Annotated in this window: 7 protein-coding genes; 1 reads left to right on the top strand and 6 read right to left on the bottom strand. The window is 45.2% G+C overall.

Going from position 1 to position 7,616, the window contains the following annotated elements; all coding sequences use genetic code 11:
* Positions 1-178: 178 nt before the first annotated feature.
* The 6 genes from MiSe_RS46125 to MiSe_RS46100 form a co-directional block, all read right to left on the bottom strand.
* Positions 179-2,254: a S9 family peptidase gene (locus MiSe_RS46125; protein ID WP_226593604.1), complete on the bottom strand. Its 2,076-nt coding sequence runs from the start codon at positions 2,252-2,254 to the stop codon at positions 179-181.
* A gap of 98 nt (positions 2,255-2,352) precedes the next feature.
* Positions 2,353-3,288 (bottom strand): M20/M25/M40 family metallo-hydrolase, encoded by a 936-nt coding sequence (locus MiSe_RS46120; protein WP_226593606.1) that lies wholly within the window; start codon positions 3,286-3,288, stop codon positions 2,353-2,355.
* Positions 3,289-3,292: 4 nt separating this feature from the next.
* On the bottom strand, positions 3,293-4,234 hold the full coding sequence (locus tag MiSe_RS46115; protein WP_226593602.1) for an XcyI family restriction endonuclease: 942 nt from the start codon (positions 4,232-4,234) through the stop codon (positions 3,293-3,295).
* Between the two features lie 10 nt (positions 4,235-4,244).
* The gene (locus MiSe_RS46110) at positions 4,245-5,576 is read right to left on the bottom strand and encodes a site-specific DNA-methyltransferase (RefSeq protein ID WP_226593600.1); all 1,332 of its coding nucleotides are present in this window, start codon (positions 5,574-5,576) and stop codon (positions 4,245-4,247) included.
* A gap of 118 nt (positions 5,577-5,694) precedes the next feature.
* The gene (locus tag MiSe_RS46105; RefSeq protein ID WP_226593598.1) at positions 5,695-6,159 is read right to left on the bottom strand and encodes a GNAT family N-acetyltransferase; all 465 of its coding nucleotides are present in this window, start codon (positions 6,157-6,159) and stop codon (positions 5,695-5,697) included.
* 187 nt (positions 6,160-6,346) lie between these two features.
* Positions 6,347-6,985, bottom strand: coding sequence for a hypothetical protein (locus MiSe_RS46100; RefSeq protein ID WP_226593596.1), 639 nt, complete (start codon positions 6,983-6,985; stop codon positions 6,347-6,349).
* Between the two features lie 146 nt (positions 6,986-7,131).
* Here MiSe_RS46100 and MiSe_RS46095 point away from each other — a divergent pair, with 146 nt between their 5' ends.
* Entirely contained in the window at positions 7,132-7,527 is a 396-nt protein-coding gene (locus tag MiSe_RS46095) for a hypothetical protein (RefSeq protein ID WP_226593595.1), read from the top strand.
* The last annotated feature ends 89 nt before the right edge of the window (positions 7,528-7,616 follow it).

Below are 7,616 nucleotides of genomic sequence, written 5' to 3'. Positions count from 1 at the left end.
ATTAAAATTCTTGGTTTGGATCAAGATACTGGGAATGCTGTGCCCCTACTGGACGACAAATTAATTGCCATCAGCAGGATTAAAATTCTTGGTTTGGATCAAGATACTGGGAATGCTGTGCCCCTACATTCGTTAAATTTTTATGGGTGTAATTGCTGCGAGGGTATGGTATAAATCATTACCCTTGAATCAAACCCCATTGTGCCAAGAGAAAGGCATACTCGAAGGCAATTTCCCTGAGTCGTTCGTAGCGTCCCGATGCACCCCCGTGTCCTGCACCCATATTGGTTTTGAGCAGCAATAGATTATTATCCGTTTTCAATTCGCGGAGTTTGGCAGTCCATTTGGCGGGTTCCCAGTAGGCAACGCGGGGGTCGTTTAAACCAGCGGTGATTAGCATTGCTGGGTAATCTTTCGCCTCAACGTTGTCGTAGGGGGAATAGGACTTCATGTAGTCGTAGAAGGTTTTATCCTCTGGGTTACCCCATTCGTCCCATTCGATCGCAGTCAGGGGCAAGGATGCATCTAACATGGTGGTGACGACATCGACGAAGGGTACGTTGGCGACGACTGCTTTAAACAGATCGGGACGCATATTGACGACTGCACCCATCAACAGTCCGCCCGCACTACCGCCCTCGATCGCAAGATATTCTGGGGAAGTCCATTTTTGTTGAATTAAATGTTCGGCGCAGGCGATAAAGTCGGTGAAGGTATTCTTTTTGTTGAGAAATTTACCATCTTCGTACCACTTGCGTCCCATTTCCGCCCCGCCGCGAATGTGGGCGATCGCTACCACCACCCCCCGATTGAGCAGCGCCAGTCGAGTCGATGAAAAAGCATCCGGCTCTTCTATACCATAAGCACCGTATCCTGTCAATAGTAAAGGGTGAGCGCCGTTGGGTTCAATACCTTGTTTGTAGACAAGGGAGAGGGGAACAGGGGTGCCATCGGGGGCGATCGCATTGAGTCGTTGGCTGACATATTGGGTGCGATCGTATCCTCCCAAAACCGGAGTTTCCTTTTTTAACTCGCGTTCAGTGGTATCCATGTTGTAGTCAAACACCGAATTTGGAGTCACCAGCGAGGTATAGTTAAACCGCAAAATATTGGTATTGAATTCGGCATTTGCTCCTTCATAAACTTCGTAGGTTGGTTCGGCAAATGCGATGTAATGTTCCTTTCCGGTGGAAAGTTGGCGCCCGCGGACTTGAGGTAATCCAGACTCGCGTTCGTAGATAACCAAATGGTTGGAAAAAGCACTGACATCAGAGAGTAAAACGTCCTCGCGGTGGGGAATAACCGTTTCCCAGTTTTCCTTAGTAGGATTAGCCGTTGGAGTTCGCATCAATTTGAAATTGATCGCATCTTCGTTTGTGGTGATATAAAAGTAGTCGCCGTGGTGTTCTACCGAGTATTCAACGAGATGCGATCGCGCAGAAATAACCTGAAAAGATTCCCTCGGAATATTCGCATCGAGAAAGTGAACCTCTGAGGTGGAATGGCTTCCCAGATGCATCAAAATGTAAGCTTCGCTGCGGGTTTTATAAACCCTCAAATTAAAGGATTCGTCCGTTTCGTGGTAAACCAAAACATCCTCGGTTACCGGAGTCCCCAATTTATGGCGAAACAGCTTAAACGGGCGATGAGCTTCATCTACTTGGGTGTAAAATACGATTTGATTGTGGTTCCCCCAAGCGAGGGAATATTCGGTTTCCGGGATACTTTCTGGATAAAGTTCGCGGGTAACGAGATCGAGGAAATACAGGGTATATAATTCCGAACCATTGGTATCGACCGAATATGCCAAAAGTCGCTGATCCGGACTAATTGCAAATACCCCTAACTCGAAGTACTCTTCTCCTTCTGCGAGCAAGTTTTCATCGAGTAACACTTCTTCTGGTGCATCCAGACTACCTTGCTTGCGACAGTGAATCGGATATGCTTTCGCTTCTTCGGTGCGACTGTAGTAATAATAATCACCTTTGCGATAGGGAACCGATAGATCGGTTTCCTGGATGCGAGAAAGCATCTCGTTGTAGAGAGTCGCTTGCAGCGGTTCCGTATGCTGCATCATTGTTTTAGTGTAGGCGTTTTCCGCCTCCAGGTAGGCGATGACATCGGGGTTAGTGCGATCGCGCAACCAAAAATAATTATCGATGCGCGAGTCACCGTGTAGCGAAAGCACCTGCGGATGCTTGTGTGCGAGGGGAGGAGATACTTCAGACAAGGGAAGATGTTCTTGGTACTGCATTGAAACCGATTCCAATTGTACGAGGGTACGTGCTGCTGGTGAGACAGCGAAAGCGCATAGGGATTTCTAGATTATCGCTTCTAGTTATTTTTGCGACATTAAAACTTTGATTGCAGTCCCCGAATACCGACTTCTAAGCCGCGACAGACACCCGTGAGAAAATCTAAGTCGAGGGTGTCGATGCGATCGCTTGCCTGATGATAATGTGGATTTCGCAAAAACGCCGTATCCGTCACCATCATTGCTGGATAACCCCGATCCCAAAACGGCGCATGATCGCTTAGTCGCGTTTGGGGTACGATTAAACCGCGATTTGGTACGGGTAACAACTCGCAAGGCGTACCAGATTGGCGGATCTTACCCCGCAGTTGAATTAAGTCGCCAATCGTCGCTAAATTGCCAACCAAAGCGATAAAATTACCCGTATTCGGGTAAAAGCGTGACAAAGGAGCGGGGTAGCGTTGCGAACCGGGAGTAGAATTGCAATAACCCAGCATTTCTAATGACAGCATTAACCGCAGCGATTGTCGTTGTTGCTTTAAATCTTCCGCATATTGAGTGCTGCCTAATAAACCGTACTCTTCCATATCAAACGCTACGAGTCGCACGGGATATTTTCCCGGTTGTGCGGCAAATGCTCGTGCTAATTCCAACAATACGGCGACACCTGTAGCGTTGTCATCCGCACCGGGAGTTCCGGGGACGGCGTCGTAATGTGCGCCGATTAAAATAGGAGATCCCCCCTTGCCCCCCTCGTTTCCATGCTCTGCCTGGGAATGCTTGGGGGGTAAATTGAGGATGAGATTCCCCTCATTCCCATGCTCTGCCTGGGAATGACAGGGGGGTAAATTTAAGATTAAATTATCATGGGTTTTGCCGCCCACGGTGAATGAGTGGGTTTCTACATCTCCCCATTGTTGCATCTGTTCGCGGATGTATTGCTGGACGAAAAAATGTCCAGAGGCGGCGAAGTAGGGGTCGCGATCGCGTACTATTTTCTTCAGATGTTCGTGCAAGCGTTCTTTTAATTCCAGCATTTTAAATAGCGAGTAATCTAAACAGTTCTTCTTTTTTATCTTCTTGGTTTATTACTTCTTCCAAAATAAACCAGTAATTGACGACATTGCGGTTAGCGTTTAGAGCTTCTCTTGCTCGTGTAGTAACCGAAACACCTGGTAAAATAAGAATAGTTATTGATTCTGGATTAGCTTCTTTAGCTCGAATCAAACTCTTAAGCGTTGCTCCAAATCGCTCTAGAACAGCCGCTGTATCTATACCTCCCTTAATTTCTACAGCAGCTATAATTCTCTCGTTTCTGTAAACTCCGATGTCAGGTTCGCTGGCAAATACAATTCTTCGCCCATCTTTTAGTTGCATAGCTGTTTCATCAGTGTCAGATGCTTCGTTGTCAATCCAATTACCCTCCCTCAGCTTCAGTTGTACCATTGCTTTTATCAGTATCTCAACTTTACTCCCTTTCGCATTCTGCCAGGAACCCTGTGCTTGAGAACCCGCTGCCATTCCTCGCCATAAATCAAATTCACGGGCATCTATTTGTTCATCTGTTTCAACTAGATGGCTAATAATGTTGTTCAAGTGTTGCGTAATATCCCATGCTATCTGTTCGTTGGGGAAGGCTTTTCCTTGCTCGTAGCGATTGCTAGGCAATCCCACCTGCTGCATCGATTTTTGGGAAACCATTGCCAGCATTCTGTAATAGCCAACGGCACGAGATATACTCATTAAAATCTGAGGATGGGCAAAGACAATTACAGGTTTGATTCCCCGATGAATAACCTTATTCCAAGCCGTTGTGGAAATTCCTAGATCGTCGCAGTTCCAAGTTAGTGTTTCCCCTTTTACCTGTTCGATCAGATTAGCCGTTTCTAACATTCCCCATTCATGAAGTTTTTGGTGAAAGAATTCGCTTTTCGACAGCTGATCGAGTAACCAAGCTTCCCGTTTGTTAGATGATGCCATTGCTTGTACCTTATTGCTTTTGCCAGATAACGATGCTCTCGCGCACTGGCACACGTCCATACTTACCCATTTGTTGCGAACTGTTACCTTTGTAGCGAGCCACAATTACTTGCTCAATCTTGAAGCCAACTTCTTCTGCCATTTCAGAAAGTACCAGATCCACCGGCACCATCTCACCATCAAAGCGAACATTATCTACTACCATTGCTACTTTTCCACCTTTTGTTAGCACTTTCGCCCACTCGCCAATAACTTTACGCATATCGACAAAGTAGGCGGTTAACATATCAGGAATGCGGGGATTATTCAGTTTTCGCTGTCGGAGTATGTCTACGACTTCTTTAATAACTGGATGGGGAGGTTGATCGGTGGGATTGACTTTTGATTCGATGTGCGATCGCAAAATACCAAACCTCAGTGCTTTTAACTCTTCAAAGTTTTTGACAAAGTTAAAGCATAGTTCTAGCGAATAAGTGCGAGTGTAATCGTATCTATTTGCATAAGGCGGTGAAGTAATAATAGCAGTGGGTGGTTTCTCAAAATGAACATTACTCAGATCGCGAGCATCCCCCATCTGGACGACGGGCATATGAAGCGGTTTTTTATCTCCCCATAGATATCGCAAAGATAAAATATCTTTTTCTACTTCATAGACTTTTTGTTGCAGCATTTCATCGGGTTCAGCAATCAGCTTATCCCGGTTCAAGCGGAGGAATTGCCCATCTTTTGCCGTGTAACTGCAAGGTTCCAAAATTGCCAGGAATACCAGCATAAAAATATCTTTCATGGGCGATGGTAATTTTTCTATTTCACTTTTCCAGCATCGTAGAGCGAGAAGATTATCGCGATCAAATGCATCTTTCATTATTGCCACATCATCAGCAATTTCAGCAGGTTCAGCCTGATTTAACCCCGCTCTAATTGTTTGAAACGTTTCGCGTATTTCTTGTGGTTCTAACGAGTAGAAAAGAGGAAGTGTTTGGGCAATAAAAGTAGCAATGGGCAACCGATCTATACCTATTGCAGGTACATTATGTTGCATAGCAGTAAATAGAGTTGTCCCCATACCGCAAAAAGGATCGAACAAATAGTCGTCAGAGGAGAGACTAAAACGGTGAATAAATTCTTTAACAAATCCGAAGGCAAAAGCCTCTTTATATCTAAATAGACTTAGTAGAGGAATTGCTTTGTTGCCTCCGTAGGCAACCAGTTTACCTAATCGCAATTCTTCCCGCATAATTGGCGAAAACTTTTTCTCGATGCACCGTCGTTCGTGGCAATTTGTCGTTTCTACAGGTATAATCTGTGAGTCCGCTTCTGGGAAAAAGCTCAACTGTTTCACTTTCTCTTCTCTCCTGAGAGCAATCCTTGCTTACATTACTGCATCCGGATTATTCTATCTTATTATGCCGATCGCACTCAGGTTACTTAGACGCTAATTACTTCGTCAAGGTGCTTTGTCAATCAACCGCACCTCGATACTGCATAATTGTTACCGAAATGAAGGGCAAAACTTTAGCACCGAATTGAGTAATGCCAAACTTCCATTTCAGAGATGGCGGTAAATCTTTCCAAGTAACTGGCACAAACCCCAAACGGGTATAAAATTGCACCAGTTTTTCACCCAAACATTCTAAATAAAGCGGTTGGGTTGCTTGCTGGATTAAATACTTGGTTAAATAGCTGCCAAGACCGCGATCGCGCCAATTTTTTGCTACTACTAAACTCCCCAATTCTTGCGCCTCTTCAAACGCGCGCAACTGTCCGCAAGCGACTATTTTTCCCTCGCATTCAATCAGCCAAAATTGCGAATAGCGCAGCTGAGTCGGGTCAAGTTTGGCACTCAGTACCAAGAACCGAATTGTCCAAATATCTTCTTTTGTCGCTGGACGAAGAATGCATTCTGGTGGTAGGGTATTGTTCATTGGTAGGGTGTAGGGGCGGATTATACCAGCGATCTATGGGATATAGCTACAGCCTTAGATGGTACACCTTCGTTTGTATAGCGGCAGCATTAATGCTGCCGCTACACAAACGAAGCCATAAGGCTTTCCTTCACTAGCTGGCAATCCGCTGTAATCGAAATTTTATCCTGACGCGCCCCCCATTGTTTCAAAACCCTTTAAATCCACTTGCTGACAAGTAAACTTCATTCCAAGAGGGGGGTCGATAGTCGCGATTGAACGCTTGGTCAACATGTCCAACTAAGTTTGGCAGGTCATTCCCTCTGATATCGCCGCTGAAAAACATTTTCACTTTTTCTTGCCAACCTGACGGGTAGTCCCTGATGACTGGGTGCAGTACTACGACGGACTGATATTCGTTTTTCTGTTGGTCAACGATGATATCAAGACTGAGAATTCCCAAAGGACGAATGAAAACCCCAGTCGCTGCGATCGCAAAATCTGCATTGAGTCCTTTTTGTTTCAAGATTACTACGAAATGTCCTCCTTCTGGTATTTTATAAGGCACTTGGCTTCTATCTTCTACCGGCTTGACTTCGATGTTGTAACCTTTCGTTAGACCTGCTTCTAAGGTCATATCTTCATATTCTTGGTCGGGATGGGGAACGTAGATGGTAAATTGTTGCAACTCTAACCAAGGATTGTTCACAGCTTCCCCTGTCTCGTCTTTCCAAGCGTTGTATATCTTTAGCATCTCTTGACCCACATAGCTGTTTTGGTTACAAATATTAATCAAAGACATGTTGAGCGCGCACTGGTCAAATTTACTTGCTCCTAAAATTTGCATATATTTCTTACACCCTTTGTGGTTCACAGTCTATTGAACTATTTTCACCAGGGCGTTTTCTGTAAAATATGAACTACTTTTTTGCGCTCTTTTAAAACAGTCAATTTATAAAGAAAATCTAAAGCCGTTCTTACCTGTGGAATTGAATGTATGGGGTTGCAGGTTTGCGGGTAGGGGCAAGGCGTGTAATAACGTTTGGTATCAACCAAACATGGCAGAATGCCGTGCCCCGACAACCATCAATCAATGTAGGGAACATGAATAAATGTTGGTACAAACCAAAGATGGCAGAATGCCGTGCCCCGACAACCATCAATCAATGTAGGGGCACGGCGTCAATCACCTTTGGTATCAACCAAAGATGGCAGAATGCCGTGCCCCGACAACCATCAATCAATGTAGGGAACATGAATAAATGTTGGTACAAACCAAAGATGGCAGAATGCCGTGCCCCGACAACCATAAATCAATGTAGGGGCACGGCGTCAATCACCTTTGGTATCAACCAAAGATGGCAGAATGCCGTGCCCCGACAACCATAAATCAATGTAGGGGCACGGCGTCAATCACCTTTGGTATCCACCAAAGATGGCAGAATGCCGTGCCCCGACAACCATAAATCAATGTAGGG

This window comes from Microseira wollei NIES-4236 (assembly GCF_020521235.1).
Classification (GTDB): domain Bacteria; phylum Cyanobacteriota; class Cyanobacteriia; order Cyanobacteriales; family Aerosakkonemataceae; genus Microseira; species Microseira wollei.
Note: the sequence above shows the minus strand (reverse complement) of the source record. Positions and strands in the feature narration are given on the sequence as shown.